This window comes from Paeniglutamicibacter psychrophenolicus (genome assembly GCF_017876575.1).
Classification (GTDB): Bacteria; Actinomycetota; Actinomycetes; order Actinomycetales; family Micrococcaceae; genus Paeniglutamicibacter; species Paeniglutamicibacter psychrophenolicus.
In genome coordinates, this window is sequence record NZ_JAGIOE010000001.1 from 251462 (window position 1) to 274493 (window position 23032).

Genomic DNA, 23032 nt, shown 5'->3' on the forward strand with positions numbered 1-23032 from the left:
GACCATGACCGAACCCACGACAACGACCGAGATCACGACCACGACCATTACCGCGCCCCACCAGGAGCCACAGCGCATCCGCGGCCTGGAAATGCCGTGGAACCGGGTGCTGGGCAGCACCGAGGGACCGGCCAGTGCCGCGCGCGCTCTGGGCCCCTGGCATCCGCAGGAGTTCCTGGCGGAATGCGTCGAGGTCGTTCCGGAGGTCGGCGGAATGCTGACCTTCGTGTTCCGCCGCCTTGACGGCGCGCCCCTGGCGTTCCGTCCGGGTCAATACGTGAACATCGCCTTTCCCGTGAACGGCGAGGGCGGGGAACCGATGGACCGCAGCTACTCCTTGTCCAGTTCGCCCACGAAACCGTGGACCTTCGACATCACTGTGAAGCGCGATCCGGCCGGCCGGGTCTCGCCGTGGGTACACGAGAACGTCGGACCCGGCACGGTGCTTGAAATGCTCGGGCCCGTCGGCGCATTCCACCTGCCCGATGTCGACCGGCGGGCGCGCTACCTCCTGCTGGCGGCGGGATCCGGCATCACCCCCATCATGTCGATGCTGCGGACCATCCATTCACTGCCCGGACAGGCGGACGTGGTGGTGCTCTACCACGGTGCGGTGCCCGGGGGCTTCGCCTTCCACCAGGAATTGGGTTACATCGCCACCGTGGATTCGCGCGTCACGGTCCACTACTCCTTGGGCGACCGCAGCGCGCCCGAGGACTGGGAAGGCCTCACCGGACGGCTGTCCACCGCGATGCTCGACGAGGTGGCGCCGGACGCCAACGGGCGGCAGGTCTACGCCTGCGGCCCCGAGGGCTACCTGAACAGCGTGTCCGAAATGCTCGCCGCGGTCGGCGTCGACGACACCTCCATCCACATGGAGTTCTTCTCGGGTGACCGCGAGACTACCCTGGAATACCGGGCAGAGGTCGCGCTGGCGGAGGAGCTTGCGGAGGGAATCGCCGAGGAAATCGCCGACTCCGCGGAGGACTATTACGACAGCCAGCCTTCAGCCCTCGGCATGTACGAACCGGCCTACGACGACGAGGGGCCTTTGGAGGCCACGGGCCTGCCGCTCGAGGCGGCCGATCCCGACTTTGCCGAACCAGGCCCTGTCGATTCCGAGGTCCAGGCCGCCGACACCGCACCCGAGACCGAAGAAACAGCGGAACCTTCCGCCCCCGACGTTTCGGCATTCGACACCGTCGGAACGGGAACGCTCACCCTGTCCTTCGTTCGCACGGGCATCAACGTCCTGATCAATCCCGAGGAGAAGATCCTCGGCGTGGCCAAGCAGGCAGGCGTCAGGATCGGGGCCAACTGCCAGGAAGGCATGTGTGGTTCGTGCAAGGTCGTGAAGCTTTCCGGGGACATTGAGATGAACCACCAGGGCGGGATCCGGTCACGGGAAATCGAGGCCGGCAAGTTCCTGCCCTGCTGTTCCACGGCGTTGACCGACATGGTGATCGACGCCTAGCCGCCGACGGCGCCACAGCGGCTGTTTTCGGGCCGTCCAACAACCCGCACGGCCCCCGGGAACCGACCCGGCCCCTTTCACCGGCACCACTGGCGCACCCGAGGGGGCCACCGCGAATGATTGACCACCCAACCAATGAGGAGCCATTCAATGTCAGGTAACAAGGCCGTCGCCTACAAGTCGCCCGGGGTCGTCGAGGTCATCGACACCCCGTACCCCACCCTCGAGCTCAGGGACGGACCCGGGGTCAACCCCGCCAACGTCGGGCGCAAGGTCCCGCACGGGGCGATCCTGCGCACCGTGGCCACCAACATCTGCGGCTCGGACCAGCACATGGTCCGCGGCCGCACCACCGCCCCCGCAGGCCTGGTCCTGGGCCACGAAATCACCGGGGAGGTCATCGAGACAGGCCCCGACGTCGAATTCCTCAAGGTCGGGGACATCGTCTCGGTCCCCTTCAACATCTCCTGCGGGCGCTGCCGCAACTGCAAGGAGGGGCAGACGGGGATCTGCCTGAACGTGAACCCCGACCGCCCCGGAAGCGCCTACGGCTACGTCGACATGGGCGGCTGGGTCGGCGGGCAGGCCGAATACGTCCTGGTCCCCTACGCGGACTGGAACCTGCTCAGGTTCCCCGACCGCGACCAGGCCCTGGAAAAGATCATGGACCTGACCATGCTCTCGGACATCCTGCCCACCGGCTTCCACGGCGCCGTCACCGCCGGGGTCACCGTCGGCTCGACCGTCTACGTGGCGGGGGCCGGGCCCGTCGGGCTCGCCGCCGCCGCGTCCGCCCAGCTGCTGGGGGCCGCGGTGGTCATCGTGGGCGACCTGAACGAGGAACGCCTCGCCCAGGCACGGTCCTTCGGCTGCGAAACGATCAACGTCGGCGCCGGGGACCCGGCAGACCAGATCGAGCAAATCCTCGGCGTGCGCGAGGTCGACTGCGGCATCGACGCCGTCGGCTTCGAGGCCCGCGGCCACGGGCACGGCTCCGGCGCGCAGGAGGCCCCGGCCACCGTGCTGAACTCGCTCATGGACCTCACCCGGGCCGGCGGATCCCTGGGCATCCCCGGGCTCTATGTCACCGGGGACCCCGGCGCGGTGGACGAGGCGGCGAAGAAGGGCAGCCTGTCCCTGTCGCTGGGCACCGGCTGGGCCAAGTCCCTGTCCTTCGCCACCGGCCAGTGCCCGGTGATGAAGTACAACCGGCAGCTGATGATGGCGATCCTGCACGAGAAGATCCACATCGCCAAGGCCGTGAACGCCCGGGCGATCGCGCTGTCCGAGGCCCCGCGCGGCTACGCCGAGTTCGACGCCGGCGCGGCCACCAAGTACGTCCTGGACCCCAACGGGTACCTCAGCAACTAGCCCCGGGCAAAGGATGGCGGGTTGGCTTCGCCCCCTACCGGCAGGATTGCGCGGTCGTTGCAGCACCCAGATCGCTTGGGAGTTGCAACGACCGTGCTGTCCTTAACGACGAGGCCACTCACCGGTGAAAATCACTGGGGCCCGGGAAGGCACTCCGCTGAGGATCGCCAACGATCCACCATTGCTCCAGGGCGTTCGGGGAGGGTTTTCTCAGCGGCCAGGGAGTTCGGGTCTTGACTTCTCAGTCCGTGGCTCCCGCGGTACGAAGAAGGCCCCCTGCGTCCCCAGGACCGGCAGGACGAAGAATTCGATTCCTTGCCCCGGCGCTAAGCATCTCAGAGACCGCGCGCCGATAAGCAGGTAGGCCCCAAACGACATTCAGGGCCGCATTGGACGGCACCAGTGCCCATTTTCTTGGTCGGGCGCGTCAGCCGACTGTGTAGCCAAGCGATGCGCTGACCTGGAGCCCGGCCCGCTTGAGACCCTCGATCAGGCCTGGCTCCTTTTCCGGGTCAAAGCGGAAGGCCGGGCCGGAGATGCTGATGGCCCCCACGACCGCCCCGAGGTGGTTGCGCACCGGTACCGCGACCGAGTTGACACCCATCTCGAATTCCTCGCGGGCCTGGGCGTAGCCGTTCTTCACGACCTGCAGCAAGTCCTTTTCCAAGGCGGGGCGCGTTCGGATGGTTTTGGCCGTGCGCTGGGGAAGCTTGGTGATCTTCAGTATCCGTCCGCGCTCATCGGCCCCCAGGGCCGCCAGCAGCACCTTGCCGCTCGAGGTCGCATGCAACGGGGTGAGGCTGCCGAGCCAGTCGTGGGTCGCCAGGGTGGAGGGGCCCATGGCCTGGTCGACATTGACCGCGTATTCCTCGCGCAGGACCGCGAGGTTGACGGTTTCCTTGTACTCCTCGGCCAGCGCCTCGATGACCGGTCGGGCCTCGCCCACCAGCGAGAGCCGTCCGGGAATGGAGCTGGCAAGCTTCAGGATGCCGAACCCGAGCTCATATTTCCCGCGGTTGGTGTTCTGTTGCACCATGCCGCGGGCCAGCAGCGAGCTCAGCAGGCGGGAAGCGGTGGACTTGTGGATGTCGAGCTCGTCGGCGACCTCGCCCACCCCGGAGCTTCCATCCCGACCCAGGATCTCCAGGATCGCCAGCGCCCGGTCCACCGACTGGACGCCGCCGGGAACGGCATCGTCGTCGTCAGTTTCGGTGCCTTGCGGTTCGTCGACTGCCAATGGATTTCCGTCCTTCGTGCCGGTTCGTCTCTTTGGGCGTTTCACTCCAGCGTCTACGGAGCTCTGTCATTCCCTGATACTAGGGCATCGGGGGTAGTGGTCCGTCGTTCACGAGTGCCCGGGGGCTGGTTCGTGTCCCACACCGACGCTTGGGATGCAGGAAGAAAGGTTGTGGCTGTTTTCACCGCCACCGGTGCCACGGAGTTCCGCACCCGTTTGTGGCGGGTCCGTCTGGGCGTGGAGGCGTTCTTCGGGCACCGCACGCGCTTCACCGGGGCGTGCACGGCCTTGCGGATGTGCTTGCGGCCGGTCTTCCGATCAACCGTGAGACTGTCCTGGCCGGCGATGGCGCGCTTGGCGATGTTCACCGCGGCGACCTGGTCCCGGTTCCCTTGAAGCCCGCAGGACCGGCAGCAGGCGCGGTGGTAGCCGCCGGGACGGGTGAGCTCCGCATCGCAGCCGGGGCAACGGGCGCTGGTGCCCCGGGCCGGTACCTCGATGACCTCCAGTCCCGCGCGGGCGCCCAGGTGGGTGGTGGCATGCACGGCCTTGCGGCGTGCGGACTGGGCCACCCTGTTGTTGTTTCTCCTGCCGATGCCGCCGGCCTGCAGGGTGGCGAGGTCCTCGATGGCGATGGTGGTGGCACCGGATTCTTGGGCGTGGCCGGTGGCCCATCCGGCGAAGTGGAAGGCCAGCTCACGGTTGACCCGGCCGCGCTTGGCCCCGAGTTCGGTGCGCAGCTGCCTCCAGAGGGTGATCTTCGCCTCCAGCCTCGCGCGCAGGGGCGATGACTCCTCGAGCCCGTCGGCGAGGTGCCCGGTGCGGGCGATCTTCCCGGACAGGATTTCGCCCTCGGCCTGGAGCCGGGCCAGCTTGGTGCCCAGCCCGCGGTCGTCATACCTGTACCCCTCGAACGCCGAGGACAATGCCCCGTCCGGGGAGGCGGTGACGCGGGACATGACGCCCAAGGCACTGGGTGACCAGTCGATGCCGACCACGGAGGTGATCGGCGTCGACTTCTCGCGCTCGGGTGCGTCCGGTTCGGTGTAGGCGAGGTGGAAGCGCGCGATGCAGGGTCTGGACGGGTGCGGGGTGATGGTGGGCAGGTGCCACCGGGTGATCGGACGGCTCTGCAGGTGCCTCGGGATCGGCAGGACGATCTCGGTCGCCACCCAGTGCCCGCGGCCGGTGGGCCGGGCCCGTGAGGGCAACCGCACGGTAAGCACCAGGAAGGTACCCGCCGGGGTCAGTTCCATGGTGGCCAATTGCTTGTCCACCGCGCCGAGGACCAGCCGGTGCCCGGGGGCCGGGGTGTCCTGGAGCGCCGGGAGGCGCAGGGAGGCGATCTCGGCACCCGGGTGGTGCTTCAGGTGCCGGGCCACCTGGCGGCCCAGGTTCTGGGCGACCTGGCGGCCCAGGTTCTGGGCGACGCCGGCGCGGACCTTCGGGTGGGAGGCGGCCAGCTCCCCGGTGCCGGCGAGCCGTTGCAGGGCGGTGTCCCGCTCGGCGAGGGTCCGCAGGACGGCGACGACATTCGCCTGGATCATCCGGTCCACCCGGCTGGGCACATACACGCCCTTCCGGTGCGTGGGAACAAGTCCGAGGCGGGCGGCGGCCACGTGGGCGCTGGCCGGCAGCCGCCGCCCGGTGGCATCGGTTCCTGCGCAGAGCCTCTCCAGCACCGCGGTCGTGAAGCCCCGGGCCATCAGCGTGGCGGCGGATGCCTCGGCGAGGGCGAACAGGCGGGCCAGGCCCGGGTGCATCGGGACATTCAGCGTCGCGCTGGAGATGGTCATGGGGAACCACCGCTCCCGGCGTCCGGGGAACCGGGACCCCGCGTAGCAGTGGACTCGTCCATGTCCCCAGTATGTGCGCGGCCACCGACACTTTGGGCCCGCAGACGCAGGGGTGTGGGAAACGTGCCCGGGGTGATCGCCGACGGGAGCCGGGAGCCTGCCCGTGTTTGCGCAAGACACCATGGTGAGGGGAACGTACCGAGCCGATTCCCGGGGCCCGGTCTCCGGACGGGCCACCGGTCCCCCATCCGCCGGCCGAAATCCCCCGGGCGTTTGGTGGCCGCCTGCCATTGTCGAGAAGTGCCAACGAGTGCAGGGGAAATTGCCAACTGTTGACCAGCCTAGTGCCGACCGGGCCGGCCGGCCCCGATTCCGGGGCCGGACAGCTAGGCAATCCGCGTTCCCGCGGCGAGCCTGCCCGCCGGGGTCCTGAGCCGATTTCGGCCGGCGGCCACGATGCCTCCGGCCAGCAGGACCTGGATGCCAAGGCCCAGCGGCCACAACGGCGCGGGGGTCGGGGGCAACCCGGTGTTCTTGACCCCGTTCAGGCACGGGATCTGGAATTCCGGACCCGCCTGCGAGTAGCGCACGCCCTCGCTGATGGCCCCCATCGGACCGGCAGCGGTAAACATCGAGGAATCCACCGGGGCCGGGGACCGCGGTGCGGCATCGGCCACCACCACAAACGGGTTGGCCGCCAGCAGCCAGGTGATGCGTTCGGTGGCAAAGGTTTCCTGCGCGTACGTCCGGGTTTCACAGGTGTAGTTGTTCTCGTCCCATTCCCCCATCAAATCGCCGTTCATGTACGTCTCGGGCCAGACCTGGTTGGAGACATTGACCTCGGTCTTCACCATCTGCATGCTCAGCCCATAGGCAATCAAGGTCCCGAGCCCGAGCAACGCCACCAGCAGGTAGGTGACCATGACGGCAAAGAGCGTGCGGTTGGCCAGAGCGGAAACCCCTACCCCTAGCGCGCAGACTATGCCCAGTTCAACCGCCAGCATGCCCAGCAGCACCGGCGCCGCCGGCAGGTACACGTCCCCATAGGTCATCGCCCAGCCGATCAACGGGATCGTGACCACCAGGAAACCCAGCGACGCCACCCACGAGGCCAGCCACTTGCCCCAGAGCAATTGCCCCGGGGTGAGCAGCGTGTTTTGCAGGATCGCCAGGGTTCCGTTGGCCCGGTCCCCGGTGATCGAGTTGGCGCTCAGTGCCGGGGCGATGAGCATGCCGAAGAAGAGGACGAACGCGATGACCAGTTCGAACATCACCTGCCCGACACCGAGTCCGTCTTCCCCGACGCTCAGGGCCGCAAGGCCCACGACGGCGGCGACCACCACGAACCAAATGCCCAGCATGATGTACCAGCCGCGGTTGCGGATCCGTTGCCGGATCTCCAGGCCGAAGACGGTGCGGATGCCCGCAAGGTAGCCCAGTGCAGGGGCGGCGCTTTGTGCGCGTGGGGACGTGGAGATACTCATGGCATTTCATCCTCAAGGCTCAGGTAGGTCTCTTCGAGAAGGCCGGAAGTCGGGGCGAATGCGGTGACGGGAACCCCGGCACCGGCCAGCCGGCCCAGAAGCTCCGCGGCCTGCACTTCTCCGATGAGCTTCACCTTGGCGCTGCCCCCGCCGTTTTCCAGGTTGCCGCGATATGCCGCTTCGAAGTTGGCTTCCACCAAGGCGACGCGCAGCATCTCCAGGTCCAGGCTGGCGATGGTGTAGCCGCGGCTCTGCGCCCCGGCCTCGGCGAGACTCTGGCTGCGCATCGTTTTGCCCCTGGACAGGAACACCGCCGCATCGGCCATTTCATCGAGTTCCACCAGCACGTGCGAGCTGATCACCACGGTCTTCCCGCTGTCGGCAAGCTGGCGCACGAGCCGGCGCAGTTGCACGCGGGCTCCTGGGTCCAGCCCGCTGGCGGGCTCATCAAGGAGCAGCACGGACGGGTCGTTGACCAATGCCCTCGCCAGTGAGAGCCGCTGGGCCTGTCCGCGGGAGAGAACCCGGGCCGGGGTGTCGGCCAGCTCTCCGAGGTTCACGACTTCCAGCAGCTCCGCGGCCCGCACCCGGGCCTGCGCCTTGCCGATCCCGTACAGGGCGGCGACGGTGGTGAGGATTTCCCTGCTGGTCAGGGACTCCCAGAAGCCCAGGGTGTCGGGCATCCAGCCAAGGACGGCGCGCACCGCGCGGGGATCTGCGCTCGGGTCGATGCCCTGGATGCGAATGCTTCCGGCATCCGGGCGCAGCAGGGATGCCAGCATCAGCAGCAATGTCGTCTTGCCCGACCCGTTGGGTCCGATCAACGCAGTGACTTTCCCCGGTGCCGCATGGAAATCGATGTTCTCCACCGCCCGCACCGCCCCGAAGGAGCGGGCCAGGCCGGTGGCCGTGATTCCCAAACCTAGATCCTGCCGCTGCCCCGGTGCTTGGCCCGGGCCCGTGACAGCTGTTTCCATGAGATCCCACCCTGTGCTTGTTCCGATGGCTCCCCCGGGCCCGATCCTCCCAAGGTACGCAGTCTGACTAGGCAAGTCACGCGTTCATCCATTCCGTTACCAAATAGCAGTGTTCGGACCCCCGAATCGCCACAAGCCTTCGCCCGGGGTGACCTGAGCGACATCCAATCGAGCAAATAGACCAGCCAAACCCCGCTTTATGACCAAGAACGGTCACGTATTGGAGCTCCGGTGCATCACAATGGCTAAAATGGATACGGTGCCGGCCACAGCTGCGCCGGTTGAAGTCCACCTATTTCCCGTCCCATGGAGTGTGCTGACGCATGAGCCTGATTGTCCAAAAATTCGGCGGTTCATCCGTGTCGGATGCCGAAGGCATCAAACGCGTTGCCCGTCGGATTATTGACACCAAGTCCGCCGGCCACGAAGTCGTCGTGGTGGTTTCCGCCATGGGCGACACCACCGATGAGCTGCTCGACCTTGCCGGCCAACTGACCGACGAGGCTCCAGCCCGCGAGATGGACATGCTGCTGTCCGCCGGGGAACGCATCTCCATGGCGTTGCTGGCCATGGCCATCGACGGCCTGGGTGCCAAGGCCGCGTCATTCACTGGCTCGCAGGCCGGCATGATGACCGATTCCATCCACGGCAAGGCCCGCGTGATCGAGGTTTCCCCGCAGCGCGTGCGCCGCGCCATCGACCGTGGCTACGTCGCGATCGTTGCCGGGTTCCAGGGCATGAGCAAGGAATCCAACGACATCACCACGATGGGCCGCGGCGGTTCGGACACCACTGCGGTGGCCCTGGCTGCCGCGCTCGGCGCCGACGTGTGCGAGATCTACACCGACGTCGACGGCATCTACACCGCCGACCCGCGCGTGGTTCCGGCGGCCCGCAAGATCGACACCATTTCCAGTGAGGAAATGCTGGAGATGGCCGCCTCGGGCGCCAAGATCCTGCACCTGCGTTGCGTTGAATATGCGCGCCGCTTCGGGGTCCCGCTGCATGTGCGCTCCTCGTTCAGCACCAATGAGGGAACCTGGGTCCTGCCCAGCCCCGATGACCAGATCAAGATTCAAGAGGGAGAACCCTTGGAACAGCCCATCATTTCCGGTGTAGCCCACGACCGTTCCGAAGCCAAGGTCACCATTGTCGGAGTTCCCGACATCCCCGGCAAGGCCGCCCAGATTTTCCGCGTCATTGCCGGCGCCCACGCCAACATCGACATGATCGTCCAGAACATCTCCACCTCCGGCTCGGGTCGCACGGACATTTCCTTCACCCTGCCGATGGTCGATGGAAAGCATGTCCAGGAAGCATTGCGCTCCGCGCAGGAGGAAATCGGCTTCGAGGAAATCTCCTACAACGAGAACGTCGGCAAGCTCTCGCTCATCGGTGCGGGCATGCGCTCGAACCCGGGTGTCTCCTTCACCTTCTTCGAGGCCCTGCACCAGGCCGGCGTGAACGTCGACATGATCTCCACCTCGGAAATCCGTATTTCGATCGTCACCGACGCCAACAAGCTCGACGACGCGGTACGTGCGATCCACGCCGCTTTCGATCTTGATTCCGAGGACGAGGCAACCGTCTACGGCGGTACCGGCCGCTAGTTCCGGTCTCTTTCGCACGCCGCGCGGTCCGTGGCGCCGGGGCACGCTTCAATGCGTGCCCCGGTGCCGCGGACCGTTTTCGTTGGCGGGCGTGCGGGGGCCCGGCATGGCACGTGTGTGGTGCGGGTCCCCGGCGTCAGCCGGGGGTGCCGGGCAACGGCGGTGCGGTGGAGGTGTAGGTCGCCCCGACCGGGGTGGTGATCTCGATGGTGTGCCGCCCTCCGCTGTCCACGACGCGCTCCTCCCAGCCGGCCTGTTCCTTGGTCTGGTTGCAGCTTGCACACCTCCCGGCCGAATTAACCTCGCTGGTCGGGCCGCCGCGGCTGTGTTGGACCACGTGGTCGAAGTGCTTGATCGGTGCGTTGCACCAGGGGGTGCGGCAGTACCTGTCGCGGATGCTGATCAGGTCCTTCAGGGCGGTGGGGAATTGGCGGGACCTGGAGTCCATGGCCACCAGCGCCCCGGTGCCGGGGTGGGTGTAGATCCTCTTGAGGGACACCAGCCCCCGGTAGCGTTCCCGGTCCTGGGGGTCCCGCCCGGCGACCACCATCCTGGCCCAGGTGGAGGGGACGGTGCCGTAGCCGACCAGGTGGGCCGGTTCGCTGGAGCCCTGGAAGAGGGTGCGGTCGTTCATGACCAGGTTCAGGACGACCTTCACGCCCTGGGCCGGCTTCCTCCCGCTGACCCGGTCCACCAGCACGTCGGCCCGGATCTGGGCCAGGGTGCGGGGGTCCCCGGCCGCCTTGATCTCCCGGGCCGCCTCGTCCAGGGCCTGGTGCACGGCCAGTCCGTCGTCGACGGGCAGCAGCCCGGCCAGCTGCATCATGCCGTCGCGGGCCGGGAACGCGGCCGCGTAGCGCCCGGCCCGGGCGTCCTCCAGGCGGGTCAGGGCGTCGAGCGAGTCGTACCTGTAGGCGAGGCGGCGCACGGTGTCCACCAGCTGCCGGTCGCACATCCCGTCCAGGGCGTGCGGGGTGCGCATCAGTTCGGCGTCCACTTCCTGGCGTTCCTTGGAGGGGAGGTTCCGGGTTTCGCTGTCGATGGCCATGGCCTGGGCCTCGTTGAGGTCCCCGGCCAGCAGGGCGGCGAAGGTCAGGGGCAGGTCCTGGACCATGCGGTTGGAGTAGGCCATGAAGGCCCTGCCCTTGTCCGGGGATTCGCGCCGCGCCATCCCGGCCTGGACGCCGACCCCGTAGGCGGGGTTGTTTTCGTGGACCCCGGCCTCGGTGCGGGCGTCGATGACGCTTTGCTGCATCATGGTGCCGGCGATGAGCTGTGCGCCGCAGGCCGCGCCCTTGATGCGTTCGAGCATGGCCATTTTTTCGTGTTGGTCCCGGGCGCTGCCGCCGGTGTGCAGGTTGGCGACGCCGTCCAGGAACGCGTGGAGGTAGGCCAGGTCTTCGGCGTGGCTGCGTCCGGGCACCGGCGGGAGGGGGATGGCCGGGGGCGTTGGGGCCGCCGGCGCGCTGTTTTCGTCTGGGGGTTCGTCTTCCGAATCCCTTTTGTGGTATTCATCGAACATACCTCCATTCTACGCCGTCGGGCCGGCAAAATGAAGACCCGGAGTGCTACCGGTCGGAAACAAAAGCTCATGTCAGCATCGGTTTTTGGTTGTCCACAGAACTGCGCGGGGGGCTTGACGGACGGGCCCGGAAGGGGCATCGGGGCCCCGGAAATTGCTGCTTCCCGGCCCCTGCGCGAGACAATGGTTGAATGCTTCCCTCCACCCCGATCTGGCTGCCTCAAGAGCAGTGGCTGCCCGCGGCCACGGCCCACCAGTCGCGCGCCAAGCGCTTTGGCGAGCCGTTCACCGAGCGCCGGATGAAGCGGCAGAAGCATCCGGTCGAGGATTTCCTCTTCACCTACTACACGCAGAAGCCCGGACAGCTCTACCGCTGGCATCCGGGACCCGGTGTGGTCCTGGCCGGGGAAAAGGCCCGCGAACGAGCGGATTGGAAGTTCTACCAAGAGGTCATCGACCCGGATTCCGGCGAGCGCGGATACACGGTGGACCTGACGGCATTTGCCAACGCCCGTGCCGAGGCGATCCGCTTCGCCGCCATCATCCTGGCCCGCACGGCATCGCGCCCGGGGAACTTCGCCTGCTTCGGGCTGCACGAATGGGCCATGGCCTACAAGTCGGCAGACAACGGCATCCGCCACGAATACCTGCCGCTGCGGCTGGGCTCCGCGGGAACCGATGCGGTGGTGGAGGAACACAAGATCCGCTGCACCCACTTCGACGCCTTCCGGTTCTACACCCCCGAGGCCGTGCCGCTCAATGAACTGCAGCCGACCCGCGAGACCCAGCGGGACCTGGAACAGCCCGGCTGCCTGCACGCCAACATGGACCTGTACAAGTGGGCCTACAAGCTCACCCCGGCCGTTCCCACCGACCTGGTCATGGACTGCTTCGAGCTCGCCTGGGACATCCGCGCCATGGACATGCAGGCCTCGCCGTACGACTTGGCCGAGTGGGGGCAGGAGCCGATCCGCATCGAAACGCCCGCGGGCAAGGCCGATTACGTGCGCCTGCAAAAGGAGTTCGCCGACCGCTCCCAGGTCCTGCGCGGGCGGCTGCTGGCCGTTGCCCAATCCCTTCCGGTGCCACAGACTTGAGATAGGCCGGTAGCCACCGGTTCCGACACCAGACGGGAGGGTTCGGCCATGCGGTCCAGGTCTTCCTTCATGGCAGTGGCGCTGCTGGCCGGCGCCGCGATGCTGTTTTCCGGGTGCGCCGGATCCACTGGCACCGGGACAACGCCGGTCGAGTCTTCCACCGCGCCGGCTTCTTCCGCCTCGCCCGCAACGGGCCCTCCGACCACGGACCTGCAGGTCTCGATTCGGGCCGACGGAGCCGTGGAGAGCGCGCACTACCGCCTGCTGTGCCGGGGGGCCGACCCGCTGCCCGAAAGCCAGCACCCGGACGCGGCACAGGCCTGCGCCCTGGTGGCCAAGGAGCCGAAGCTGCTCACCGGCCCCCGCCGCGGCGCCAACGATGCGTGCACCATGCAATACGGCGGACCGGCGGTGGGCGTGGTGAGCGGGACGGTGGACGGGCGCGCGGTGAACCGCAGCTTCGATCTGCGCGACGGCTGCGGGATCGCCGACTGGCACGCGGCCCTGGCGCTGCTGGTCGCCCAGCCCGGCCTGCAATGATCCCGGCCCCGGACGGGGCTTCGCCGGCTCAGTCCTGCACGAGGTAGCGGTGCTCGGGCCGGCCCCGGCTGCCGTAGGCCAGTTCCAGGCGCAGCGATCCGGCCTGCACCAGGTTGGCCAGGTAGCGCTGCGCGGTGGCCCGGGAGATCCCCACGGCGGTGACCACGTGCATGACGGTGGCAGGTTCCCCCGCCGCGGCAACGGCAGCCAGCACCGCCTGTTCGGTGGGGGTCGCCACAGCGCCAGCGGACTCCTCGCCCGAAAGCAGTGCGCGTTGGGCGCGGTCGATGCCCTGCTGGTCCAGCGCCGCGGCGCCATCCAGTTGCCGGCGGTAGCGGGCGTAACCCCGCAGCCGGGAGGCGAGCATCTTGGGGTCGAAGGGCTTGACCAAGTAGCCCAGCGCGCCGCGCCTGATGGCGGTGCGCACCGCATCGACCTCGGTGGCCGCCGAGAGCACGAAGGCGTCCACATCCAGGGTCGCCAGCAGGTCCAGCCCGGAGCCCTGCGGCAGGTACACATCCAGCAGCAGCAGGTCGGGCTTGCCCTCGGCGACCGCGCGCGGCACCATCCGGGCGTCGTGCACCGGGGCCAGGGCTCGGAAGCCGGGAACCGCATCCACGTAGCCGGCGTGCAGTGCGGCGACCCGGAAGTCGTCGTCGACCACCAGGACCTTGTAGTCGGTGTGCTCGCTCATCGCGTGTTCTTCCCTTCGGTGGTTCCGACATCGGTGGACAGCACCCCGGGCAGGCGTGCGGCAAAGACTGCCCCGGAGTGCGCATTCTCGGTGTTCCCGGGCCCGCCGGGGTCCGCGATCCAGACCTCGCCGCCGCGGGTGCGGGCCAGCCGGCGCACCAGCGGCAGGCCCACGCCCTGGCCGTGCTCCGGGGCATCGGGCAGCGCGCCGGTGCTGACCCCCTCGGCAAAGACATCCAGGCCCGCCGGGACCCCGTCCCCGGAATCGGCGACGGCCAGGTGCAGCGTGGCGCCCTCGGAGAGCAGGTCGACCTCGACCCAGCGCGGGGCCGGTCCTTGAACCGCGGCGCGCAGCGCATTGTCGATCAGGTTCCCCAGCACCGCGGTGGCGTCCTGCGCGTCGATCAGGCTGCCGTAGAGCGCGCTGGCATCCCCCACCCGCAGCACCACGCCGCGCTCGTAGGCCTCGACGCCCTTGGCCCCGAGGAAGGCCCGCAGGTAGGTGTCCTCGATGGCCGCGAGGTTCTGCACGGGCTCGCGCACCGGCCCGGAGGCGATGACCTCCCCAAGGTAGTCCCGGGCCTCGGCCACGTCCCCGTGGTGCAGCAGCCCGGAGATGGTGTGCAGCCGGTTGGCGAACTCGTGGCGCTGGGCCCGCAGCGCGCCGGCCATGGTCTGGACCGCGTCCAGCCGCGAGCCCAGGGTCTCGATGGTGGTCACGTCGCGCAGCAGCACCACCTGGCCCAGGTCGATGCCCTCGCGGGCCACCGGGTGCACGGTGGCCACCAGTGCCGCGTGCTCGGTTTCCAGGCGCAGCGTGGCTCCGGTGCCCTCGGCGATCGCGGCAACCAACGGTGCCGGCAGCCGCGCGTCTGTGTAGGGCTGCCCGATGATGTCGGAGGACTCGTGGCGGTGCGGCAGCCCCAGCATGATCCGCGCGGCCTTGTTGCGCACCGAAACCCGGCCGTCGGGGCCGATGCCGATGACGCCGTCGGCCACCCCGTAGAGCACCGCGTCGCGGTCCCGCAGCAGCTGCGCCATCTCGGCAGGCTCCAGCCCCAGGGTCTGCGCCTTGAGCCGGCGCACCAGCCAGCGGGTCGAAGCCGCGGAAAGCGCCAGGGCCCCGAGGCCCAGCCCGAGCACCCAGGCACCGGCGGTGCGCAGCCGCGCGGCCAGCTCCTGGACGCCCACCCCGACGCTGACCTCGCCCACCACGGTGGCGTCGCCCGGTGCGAAGACCGGGACCTTGGCGCGCACGGATTCGCCCAGGGTCCCGTGCTCCCGGGAGACCGACTCGTGCCCGGACAGCGCGACCGGGTCGGTGGAGACCTTCTGGCCCAGCAGGGAGGGGGTCGGGTGCGCCAGGCGGATCCCGCGGTCCTCGGTGACCACCACGAAGAACGCACCGGTGCGCGCCCGCACGCCCTCGGCCGCCTGCTGCACGTACCCGGTGCGCAACGCCGCGGCGTCCAGCGTGTCCGCATCGGCGTAGCGCTGCACCTGCGCCCGGATCTCGGGGTCGGCGGCCAGGGTGCGCGCAATGGCCAGCGCGCGTTCCTGGGCCTGTTCGTTGACCCGCTCGACGGTCACCCACATGGCTCCGGCCGCGGCGGCAAGGATCATCAGCCCCACCACAACGAATTGCAGGGTCATGATGCGGGCGGCGAAGCCGCGGGAGGGCTTCGGTTCTTGGGGCATGGAAACCAGTCTAGGACCTCGCGTGGGCTTTATGAGCAAAAAAGGATTTAGGGGAAGAAGCGGGGTTTGTGGGCACAACCACACCACCGTGATGCGCACCACGTAGCGTTGTGTTCCACGGCGCGATCCACCGGTGAAAGCACCCCCGGCAGATCGCAAGCCAACTCCCCCCACTCGCGTTACACCCCCACTTAAGGAGATCCCCATGCTGGTAGCACTCGGGTTCCTGATGGTCGCCACGTTCATGGCGCTCATCATGACCAAGCGCATGACCCCGTTGCTGGCGCTGATCATCGTCCCGACCATCTTCGGCCTCTTCGCCGGCGCCGGCCTGGGGCTCGGCGACATGGTGATGGACGCCGTGAAGTCGATGTCCGGCACCGCGGCCCTGCTGATGTTCGCCATCATGTACTTCGGGATCATGATCGACGTGGGGCTCTTCGACAAGCTGGTCGACGGCATCCTGAAGCTGGTCGGCAACGACCCGGCCAAGGTCGTCATGGGCACCGCGCTGCTCACCGGACTGATCTCCCTGGACGGCGACGGCTCCACCACCTTCATCGTGGTCACCGCCGCATTGCTGCCGATCTACCAGCGCCTGGGCATGAGCCCGGTGGTGCTGACCTGTGTGGCCGGGCTGACCAACGGCACGCTGAACATCGTCCCGTGGGGCGGCCCGACGGCCCGCGCCGCCGCGGCGCTGCACGTGGATGCCTCCGCGGTGTTCGTCCCGATGATCCCGGCGCTGGCCGTGGGACTGGTTGTCGTCTTCGGCTTCGCCTGGGCCATGGGCATCGCCGAGCGCAAGCGCCTGCAGCGCGAGGATCCGCTGCGTTGGGGCCCGGGCTCGGTCATGGCCGGCGGCACCGGCGGCTCCAAGGGCTCCGGCAATTCCAAGACCCCAACCGGCGGCCGCGGCGTCGCCCTGCTGGAGAAGGTCGCGGTGCGCGGCGACGGCACCGAGGCGCCCACCATGAACGGCACGGTCCTGGACCCGACCCGCGAGACACTGCGCCCGAAGCTGTTCATCTTCAACCTCTCGATGACCGTGGCCATCTTCGTGCTGCTGATCGCCGACGTGCTGCCGCTGTCCTACCTGTTCATGATCGGCACCGCCGTGGCGCTGCTGGTGAACTTCCCGCGCATCTCCGACCAGGCCAAGATGATCGCCTCGCACTCCTCTGAGGTCATCGCCGTGGTTTCCATGGTGCTTGCCGCCGCGGTGCTCACCGGCGTGCTCTCGGGCACCGGCATGGTCGATGCCATGAGCGCCTGGCTGGTCGACGTCATCCCGACCTCGATGGGCCCGTACCTGGCGATCCTCACCGGCATCATCTCCATCCCCGCGACGTTCTTCATGAGCAACGACGCGTTCTACTTCGGCATCCTGCCGGTGCTCACCGAGGCCGGCGCCCACTACGGCATCCCCGCGGTGGACATGGCCCGCGCCTCGATCACCGGCCAGCCGGTGCATATGCAGTCCCCGCTGGTTCCCGCGATCCTGCTGCTGGTCTCGATGTCCCGCGTCGATCTGGGCGACCACCACAAGAAGGTCCTGTGGCGCGCACTGGTCGTTTCCCTGGTGATGCTCGCCGTGGGCGTGCTCATCGGCGCCATCGGCATCGGCTAGGAAACACCGCACCAACCACGCAGCACGCCACGGGGCGGGGAACCGGAAACGGTTCCCCGCCCCGTGGCGTTCCCGCGCCGGCTCTGCGCGCTTAACGTCCCCGAAACGGGCGTGTGGAAAACTGGAAGAACGGATCAAGAGGAAGAGGCACACCCCCATGGAATTCCTGCTGTTGCTGGTCGGGTTGCTCTTCGGGACGGTGCTGGTGGCGGGCCTGGGCGAACGCATCCGCCTGCCCTACCCGATCCTGATGCTGGTCTTCTCGGCCGGGGCGGCATTCCTGCCCTTCATTCCCGAGGTCCACATCAACCCCGAACTGATCCTGCCGCTCTTTTTGCCGCCGCTGCTGTACGCCGCGGCCCAGCGCAGCTCCTGGTCGATCTTCCGGCTGCGCTGGCGCTCGCTGGTGCTGCTGGCGGTGCTGCTGGTGGTTGCGACCACCGCCGCGGTGGCGTCAGTCGCCTGGCTGATGGTCCCGACCCTGGCGCTGCCGGTGGCCATCGCCCTGGGTGCCATCGTGGCCCCGCCGGACCCGGTGGCCGTCGAGGCGGTCGCCGGCAAGGTCAAGATGCGCCGCCGGCTTCTCACGGTGCTGCAGACCGAGGGCCTGTTCAACGATGCCATGGCCATCGTGATCTTCCAGGCGGCGGTTGCCGCGGCCATGAGCGGCGGCGAGGTCGGCTGGGATGTGGTGCCGAAGTTCCTGATCGGTGCGGCCGGGGCCATCGTGCTGGGCCTGGGCACGGCTTGGCTGGTCGGGGCGCTGAACCGCTTCGTCCCGGACCTGGTGGCCCGCTCTGCGACCACGCTGGTGGCACCCTACGCGGTGTACCTGCTGGCCGAGGAGGTCCACTTCTCCGGCGTCGTCGCCGTGGTGGTCACCGCGCTGGAGCTGGGCCGCCGGGCCCGCCCCCAGGACTCCGAGGAACGCCTGACCCGCACCGCTTTCTGGGACGTGGTGGAGCTGCTCACCACCGGGGTCGCCTTCGGGCTGGTCGGCATCGAGATGCGCTACATCATCCAGGACGAGGGGGCGAACCTGCTGACGTTCATCCCCGGCATCGCGGCCATCTGCGCCACGGTGGTGCTGGTCCGCTTCGTCTGGATGATGGCGATGTTCAAGATCGGCGGAACCGAGCGCAAGTCCAAGACCCCGGGCTCGCTGAAGGAAGTGCTGGTTCTGTCCTGGTGCGGCATGCGCGGGCTGGCGACCCTTGCGCTGGCGTTGGCGCTGCCGGCCACCATGGCCAACGGGCAGCCGCTGGAAGGCCGGAACTTCGTGATCGCCACCGCCTGCGCCGTGCTGATCACGACGCTGGTGCTGCCGGGCCTGACGCTGCCGGCGCTGATGCGCGCGCTGAAGCTGCCCAACGACCATGCAGCGGAGGAACACAAGCAGCGCTCGCTGGCCCGCCGCGCGGAGAAGGTCGCCTTGGAGACCATGAAGCGCTCCGCCGCCGCGGCGGCGCTGCCGCAAAAACGCCGCGACGCCCTGGCCCGGCGCATGTCCTCGCTGCACACCATCCTGGAGGCCGACCTCGAGGCGGACCCGGAGAAGATGCTGCGCCTGAAGCAGATCCTCACCGTCATGGACGACGTGCAGCGCGAGGCGCTGGATGCGGCGCGCTCGGAGATGCTCAAGGCCCGCAACGAACCGGGCAACGACCCCGAGCTCGTGGACCGGGTGCTTCGCCGCCTGGATCTGCGCACCGTCACGCTGGACCAGTAGTCCCGGCCCAATTGCCGGCCCTTAGTTGCGTCTCGTTTATGACTTGGGGTGGTTACCCATAAAATTCGCACGATTCCTTATGAGTAACCGGCCCGAAGGTGGGCGCGAGGCTCATTCGGTGAAACCGGTCAGCACGATCTTGCCTCCGGCATGCCCGCCCATGCTCTGCGTGATGGCGGCCGCGGCCTCCTGCATCGGATAGCTGGAGACCACGTGCACGGAGAGCTTGCCTGCCTCGACCAGCGCGTCGAGCCGCGCGAGCTCGCGCCCGTCGGGGCGCACCCAGATGTAGCGCCCGCCGTGTTCACCCACGGTGCCGTCGGCGATCGAGGCGTGCTTCCCCGATTCCCTGAGCACCGCCAGGGTGTCTTCGAGCGCCCCGCCGTGGAAGTCCGCCACCGCGTCGACTCCCTCCGGAGCCAGCGCACGCACCGATTCGACCAGGCCGTCCCCGTAGGTCAGCGGGTGGGCACCGAGGGATGCGAGCAGTTCGTGGTTCCTTTCCGAGGAGGTGGCCAGCACGCGGACCCCCGCGGCCGTCGCGATCTGGATGGCTGCCTGCCCGACGCCGCCTGCTCCGTTGTGGATCAGCAGGGTCTGCCCGGGGGCCAGCTCCAGCGCGTCGAGGGCGCGCAGCGCGGTCCCTCCGGTCAGCGGCAGCGCTGCTGCCTCCTCGAAGGAGAGCTGCTTTGGCTTGTGCGCCACGGCCCCGGCGGGCAGGGTGATGTATTCGGCGAAGGAGCCGATGCCCACGGTGTCGCGCCTGCCGTAGGCGTGGACCTCGTCGCCGATGTTGAACTCGGGGGTGTCGAAACCGACGGCGTCCACCACTCCGGCAACATCCCAGCCGGGGACCGCCGGGAAGTGAACATCCATGATGGGGTCGAGGTAACCGGCCATGATCTTCCAGTCCACCGGGTTCACCCCGGCCGCCTTGATCTTGATCCGCACCGTTCCCGGACCGACCTTCGGCAACGGAAGCTCGAGCTGCTCCAGCTTCTCCACGCCGCCGTAGCTCGCATACGCCATGGCCTTCATCGTGCGCTCACCCATATGTGTTTCCTGCTTTCGCTTCTCGGCTGTTGTGCTTCCCCCGTGGACAACCGTCGCCGGGCCGAAATTATTCGGTGTTTCCGCGCCACGTGGGCAAGGGCATAACCACGGGAAGCCGAACTGCAACGGATCATCCACCGATCCGCAGCACAAGCACACTGACATATACCCGTGATTCCGGGCCTTTTCGCTACCCGCGGCCTAGACTCAACTCAATCGCCCTACATGGGGGCCGCCAGAAACCTCAGGAGCAATTCCCAATGATCATTGCCGTGCCCCAGGAAACCAAGAACAACGAATTGCGTGTGGCCATCACCCCGGCCGGAGTTTCGGAGTTCGTGGCGCACGGCCACCAAGTCGTCATCCAGGCAGGTGCCGGGATCGGGTCGGGCATCGAGGACGCCCACTACCTTGAGGCCGGGGCGCGGATCGCCGCCGACGCGAAGACCACGTGGGCGGCCGGTGACATGGTGCTCAAGGTCAAGGAACCGACTGAATCCGAGTACGGCTTGCTGCGTGCCGACCAGGTGCTGTTCACCTACCTGCACCTGGCAGCCTCTCCCGAATGCGCCGACGCAATCCTGGCGGCGGGTACGACCGCAATCGCCTACGAGACGGTGCGCCGCGGCGCCGCCCTGCCGCTGCTGGCCCCGATGAGCGAGGTCGCTGGACGCCTGGCCGCACAGATCGGCGCCTTCACCCTGCAGGAGCCCTCGGGTGGATCCGGCATCCTGATGGGCGGCGTGCCCGGGACCCGGCCGGCCAAGGTCGTGGTGATCGGCGGCGGCGTCGCCGGCGAAAACGCGGCGGCTGCCTCCGCGGGGCTCGGCGCGGATGTCACGATCTTCGACGTGAACCTGGCCCGGCTCAAGGAGATCGACACCGACTACCGTGGCCGGATCAAGACACTGGCTTCCTCGAAGCATGCGATCGCCCGTGAGGTCGCCGATGCCGACCTGGTCATCGGCTCGGTACTGATTCCGGGCGCCGCGGCACCGAAACTTGTCACCTTGGACATGGTCGAAAAGATGCGTCCGGGTTCGGTGCTGGTGGACATCGCCATCGACCAAGGCGGCTGCTTCGAGGGCTCGCACCCCACCACCCACGCGGCCCCGACCTACAAGGTGCACGATGCCCTCTACTACTGCGTGACCAACATGCCCGGCGCCGTCCCGCAGACCTCGACCGCAGCATTGACCAACGCGACGCTGCCCTACGCGCTGCGCATCGCGGACAAGGGCTGGAGGCAAGCCATGGCCGAGGACGCGGGCCTGGCCAACGGCTTGATGGCGCACGCCGGATCGGTGGTCTTTGCTCCGGTGGCCGACGCCCTGGGCCGGGAGCACGTGTCGATCGAAAACGTGCTGGCCGGGGCCTGACGAGCACCACCAACTTCAACTGTCACTACTCACACCATGGTTGAAGTAGATGGTGTGAGTATTGCGAGTAAGTGTTGCGAGTAGCGGTGCGGGTGGGTGATGCAGCCGGGGACCTCGCTCGCCCTAGTCGTCGCCGTCCAGGTAGTACCAGCGCCCGCCCTCGCGCACGAAGTCGCTGACCTCGTGCTGGGAGTTGGACTGGTTGAGCAGGCGGTAGTGGGCTTCGAACTCAACAATCCCGTTGCTGTCGAAGGGTCCGCCGGCCTCGGTGCGGATGATGTCCAGGTCCTGCCAGACAATGGCTTCGTCGAGTTCCAGCTCAGCCGGGCGGGTGTCGGGGTGCCAGGTGGCCAACAGGAACTCCGGCAGGCCCAGCGCGAAGGCGCTGAAACGCGAGCGCATCAACGCGACAGCGGTTCCGGGCCAGGCAGGGGTGTTGGGATCGTTGAATCCCTGGTGATATCGGCCACAGCAGGATTCGTAGGATTCCCCCGAATTGCAGGGGCATCGCGAGTCTTTTTCCATTGAACCAGCTTAAGGGCAGCAGGAAGCGCAAAATACCGACCTATCGCCCCTCCAACAGAACGTCGAACGGCAGACATGAAATCCGTGTAGCTACCCCGTGCCGGTAGACTTAGCAGGCAAGCTCGCGGAGCGCCCCCACCCTTGGCGTGAGACGGCACGTCCGCGGGCGATTAACCACCCCTCGCGCACAGGAGAACCCGGATGCCCCGGATCGTTGTTGATGTTATGCCCAAGCCCGAAATCCTTGACCCGCAGGGCAAGGCCATCGTTGGCGCACTTCCCCGCCTCGGCTTCACCGCTTTCAGCCAGGTCCGCCAGGGCAAGCGCTTTGAACTGACCGTTGAGGGCGAGGTCACCGAGGAGATCCTGGCCCAGGCCCGCACCGCGGCCGAGACGCTGCTCTCGAACCCGGTCATCGAAGACGTGGTCAACGTCGAGGTTGTCGCAGACTAATGAGCGCAACCGAACTTCCCTTGATCGGCGACTACTCGACGCCTGTCCCCGAGCTGAACGGCGCCCGCATCGGCGTCGTCACCTTCCCCGGAACCCTTGATGACCGCGACGCCGCTCGCGCCATCCGGTTGACCGGGGCCGAGGCAGTGTCCCTGTGGCACGCCGACCACGACCTCCAGAACGTCGACGCCGTCGTCATCCCGGGTGGCTTCTCCTACGGGGACTACCTGCGCGCCGGCGCCATCGCACGCTTCGCACCGATGATGGGCAACATCATTGACGCCGCGAACTCCGACGCAAAGCTGCCCGTGCTGGGCATTTGCAACGGCTTTCAGATCCTGACCGAATCGCACTTGCTGCCGGGCTCCATGGTGAAGAACGACCACCTGAAGTTCCTCTGCCGAGACCAGGTCCTGCGCGTGGAAAACAACACCACCGCCTGGACCAACCAGTACGCCAAGGGTGAGGAAATCACCATCGTGCTGAAGAACCAGGACGGCCAGTACGTCGCCGACGAGAAGACCCTCGACGCCCTCGAGGCCGAGGGCCGCGTGGCCTTCAGCTACGTCGGATGGAACCCCAACGGGTCCCGCCGCAACATCGCCGGCATCACCAATGCCGCGGGCAACGTGGTCGGCCTAATGCCGCACCCGGAGCACGCAGTGGAGGCCGGATTCGGCCCCGACCACACCGGAACCGACGGACTTGGGTTCTTCACCTCCGTCCTGACCCACCTTGTTGGAGGCCAGAAGTGAGCGCCGCAG

Annotated in this window: 19 protein-coding genes; 10 read left to right on the forward strand and 9 right to left on the reverse strand. The window is 67.9% G+C overall.

All coding sequences use genetic code 11. The annotated features are described in order from the left end of the window. The first annotated feature begins 4 nt into the window (after positions 1-4). Positions 5-1474 (forward strand): ferredoxin reductase, encoded by a 1470-nt coding sequence (locus tag JOF46_RS01065; protein WP_209911408.1) that lies wholly within the window; start codon positions 5-7, stop codon positions 1472-1474. 150 nt (positions 1475-1624) lie between these two features. Then, positions 1625-2845 (forward strand): formaldehyde dehydrogenase, glutathione-independent, encoded by a 1221-nt coding sequence (fdhA, locus tag JOF46_RS01070; RefSeq protein ID WP_209905627.1) that lies wholly within the window; start codon positions 1625-1627, stop codon positions 2843-2845. A 427-nt stretch (positions 2846-3272) separates the two neighbouring features. Here fdhA and JOF46_RS01075 read toward each other — a convergent pair whose 3' ends face one another. The 4 genes from JOF46_RS01075 to JOF46_RS01090 all read right to left on the reverse strand — a co-directional run bounded on the left by JOF46_RS01075 (position 3273) and on the right by JOF46_RS01090 (position 8339). Continuing rightward, positions 3273-4082, reverse strand: a complete 810-nt coding sequence (locus JOF46_RS01075) for an IclR family transcriptional regulator (protein ID WP_209905628.1) — start codon at positions 4080-4082, stop codon at positions 3273-3275. 53 nt (positions 4083-4135) lie between these two features. Next, entirely contained in the window at positions 4136-5878 is a 1743-nt protein-coding gene (locus JOF46_RS01080) for a zinc ribbon domain-containing protein (RefSeq protein ID WP_209905629.1), read from the reverse strand. A gap of 386 nt (positions 5879-6264) precedes the next feature. After that, complete coding sequence (locus tag JOF46_RS01085; protein ID WP_209905630.1) at positions 6265-7362, reverse strand: ABC transporter permease; 1098 nt, start codon at positions 7360-7362, stop codon at positions 6265-6267. Further along, positions 7359-8339, reverse strand: a complete 981-nt coding sequence (locus JOF46_RS01090; RefSeq protein ID WP_209905631.1) for an ABC transporter ATP-binding protein — start codon at positions 8337-8339, stop codon at positions 7359-7361. Before JOF46_RS01090 ends, JOF46_RS01085 begins: the two co-directional genes overlap by 4 nt. 323 nt (positions 8340-8662) lie before the next feature. Here JOF46_RS01090 and JOF46_RS01095 point away from each other — a divergent pair, with 323 nt between their 5' ends. Further along, positions 8663-9949: an aspartate kinase gene (locus JOF46_RS01095; RefSeq protein WP_209905632.1), complete on the forward strand. Its 1287-nt coding sequence runs from the start codon at positions 8663-8665 to the stop codon at positions 9947-9949. Between the two features lie 136 nt (positions 9950-10085). Here JOF46_RS01095 and JOF46_RS01100 read toward each other — a convergent pair whose 3' ends face one another. Then, positions 10086-11471, reverse strand: a complete 1386-nt coding sequence (locus JOF46_RS01100; RefSeq protein ID WP_209905633.1) for an HNH endonuclease — start codon at positions 11469-11471, stop codon at positions 10086-10088. A gap of 191 nt (positions 11472-11662) precedes the next feature. Here JOF46_RS01100 and JOF46_RS01105 point away from each other — a divergent pair, with 191 nt between their 5' ends. Further along, a complete protein-coding gene (locus tag JOF46_RS01105) occupies positions 11663-12568 on the forward strand; it encodes a 3-methyladenine DNA glycosylase (protein ID WP_209905634.1) in 906 nt (301 codons plus the stop codon). A gap of 48 nt (positions 12569-12616) precedes the next feature. After that, the gene (locus JOF46_RS01110; protein ID WP_209905635.1) at positions 12617-13108 is read left to right on the forward strand and encodes a serine protease inhibitor; all 492 of its coding nucleotides are present in this window, start codon (positions 12617-12619) and stop codon (positions 13106-13108) included. A gap of 28 nt (positions 13109-13136) precedes the next feature. Here JOF46_RS01110 and JOF46_RS01115 read toward each other — a convergent pair whose 3' ends face one another. Together JOF46_RS01115 and JOF46_RS01120 are read right to left on the reverse strand one after the other, a co-directional pair. After that, positions 13137-13802 (reverse strand): response regulator, encoded by a 666-nt coding sequence (locus JOF46_RS01115; RefSeq protein ID WP_209905636.1) that lies wholly within the window; start codon positions 13800-13802, stop codon positions 13137-13139. Beyond that, complete coding sequence (locus JOF46_RS01120; RefSeq protein WP_209905637.1) at positions 13799-15499, reverse strand: sensor histidine kinase; 1701 nt, start codon at positions 15497-15499, stop codon at positions 13799-13801. Before JOF46_RS01120 ends, JOF46_RS01115 begins: the two co-directional genes overlap by 4 nt. 205 nt (positions 15500-15704) lie before the next feature. On the opposite strand from JOF46_RS01120, the gene JOF46_RS01125 reads away from it, so the two are divergent. Beyond that, complete coding sequence (locus tag JOF46_RS01125) at positions 15705-17129, forward strand: CitMHS family transporter (protein WP_209905638.1); 1425 nt, start codon at positions 15705-15707, stop codon at positions 17127-17129. Between the two features lie 157 nt (positions 17130-17286). Beyond that, on the forward strand, positions 17287-18858 hold the full coding sequence (locus JOF46_RS01130) for a Na+/H+ antiporter (RefSeq protein WP_209905639.1): 1572 nt from the start codon (positions 17287-17289) through the stop codon (positions 18856-18858). A 111-nt stretch (positions 18859-18969) separates the two neighbouring features. Here the strand turns inward: JOF46_RS01130 and JOF46_RS01135 are convergent, their stop codons facing one another. Continuing rightward, positions 18970-19911, reverse strand: a complete 942-nt coding sequence (locus JOF46_RS01135; RefSeq protein ID WP_245347959.1) for an NADP-dependent oxidoreductase — start codon at positions 19909-19911, stop codon at positions 18970-18972. Between the two features lie 260 nt (positions 19912-20171). On the opposite strand from JOF46_RS01135, the gene ald reads away from it, so the two are divergent. Next, on the forward strand, positions 20172-21290 hold the full coding sequence (gene ald / locus JOF46_RS01140; RefSeq protein WP_209905640.1) for an alanine dehydrogenase: 1119 nt from the start codon (positions 20172-20174) through the stop codon (positions 21288-21290). Positions 21291-21413: 123 nt separating this feature from the next. Here the strand turns inward: ald and JOF46_RS01145 are convergent, their stop codons facing one another. Continuing rightward, positions 21414-21815 carry a YchJ family protein gene (locus JOF46_RS01145; protein ID WP_209905641.1) on the reverse strand — a complete coding sequence of 134 codons (402 nt, stop codon included), beginning with the start codon at positions 21813-21815 and terminating at the stop codon, positions 21414-21416. A gap of 201 nt (positions 21816-22016) precedes the next feature. On the opposite strand from JOF46_RS01145, the gene purS reads away from it, so the two are divergent. Further along, positions 22017-22268, forward strand: a complete 252-nt coding sequence (purS, locus tag JOF46_RS01150) for a phosphoribosylformylglycinamidine synthase subunit PurS (protein WP_071214694.1) — start codon at positions 22017-22019, stop codon at positions 22266-22268. Then, positions 22268-23023, forward strand: a complete 756-nt coding sequence (gene purQ / locus JOF46_RS01155) for a phosphoribosylformylglycinamidine synthase subunit PurQ (RefSeq protein ID WP_209905642.1) — start codon at positions 22268-22270, stop codon at positions 23021-23023. The genes purS and purQ overlap by 1 nt, the downstream gene beginning before the upstream one ends. The last annotated feature ends 9 nt before the right edge of the window (positions 23024-23032 follow it).